This is a genomic window from Bartonella sp. AP57NXGY (assembly GCF_042195805.1).
Taxonomy (GTDB): Bacteria; Pseudomonadota; Alphaproteobacteria; order Rhizobiales; family Rhizobiaceae; genus Bartonella.
In genome coordinates, this window is the sequence record NZ_JBHIOZ010000413.1 from 1 (window position 1) to 902 (window position 902).

The window sequence follows — 902 nt, forward strand, 5'->3', positions numbered from 1 at the left end:
TGCGAAACAACCGTTGCCTCCATCGGTGCTCCCGTAAACATAACAAGCCGATTTTCATCATCAAAAGCACCAAGCATTGGGGCGCCACTTTGCCAACGAGGGCTGTCTAAAGAAGCCGGCAAGGACTCAAGATTGATCGAGATCTCATCTAACTGTTCTAAAGTATAACCTGTCGTAAATACTGGAAACAACGTGAAAGGTTTTCCCTGTAGCGTCGACCATTTCTGCAATCCCCAATCATAGACAAAGGTCGTTTGCTCGTTATTGCCTCTTTTTAAGGACCAGTAAATCCGGTTATCAATGGGATCTATAACCCCTTGCATCTCATCAAGAGCAAACTTATCAAAGGTTTTAAAAACTGTTCTATCAACCTTCTCAAAGCCTATCGGCAAAAGTTGACCATCAGCACTGATCTGATAAAAGCCACCATCACTCGCAAAAAAAGCATCACTCCCTCGACACGCTATAGAAGCTGAACTGCGCGCTCCACGCTTGTCTTGGATCTTTTGAAAAGCAAACGGGCTCTTGGAACCTAACGTCAAAGAACCAGCATAAATAGCAGAACGAAGAAAAATAAGGGGATTGGTTGTTTCTGTTGCCCCCTGCACATATTCTCCATCTTGGAAATCCATATAACCACTAACATTATATTGAGTCTCCCATAGAGTTTCATCGCCTTCTCCAGACCAATGGATGCGATTGGGATTATCTGTCAATTGCATCAAACAAACAAAAGGTCCCCAAACCTTAACCAATCCTGCTTTCGGTGGATTTCCTTCTAAATCTTCAAACCGTTCAGAACTAAGGACCTTGAAAACTTGCGGTTTATCATTTTTATTCACCGCAATAACCATGTTTTTAAAAAGAGCAAACGACCATTTATTCTCTTCATTTGCTTGATA

The 902-nt window shown here is 42.1% G+C and carries 1 pseudogene; it reads right to left on the reverse strand.

Features of this window, described 5'->3' with window-relative positions:
- Positions 1-902: pseudogene (locus ACFIL8_RS11200) on the reverse strand (hypothetical protein); the annotation flags it as partial.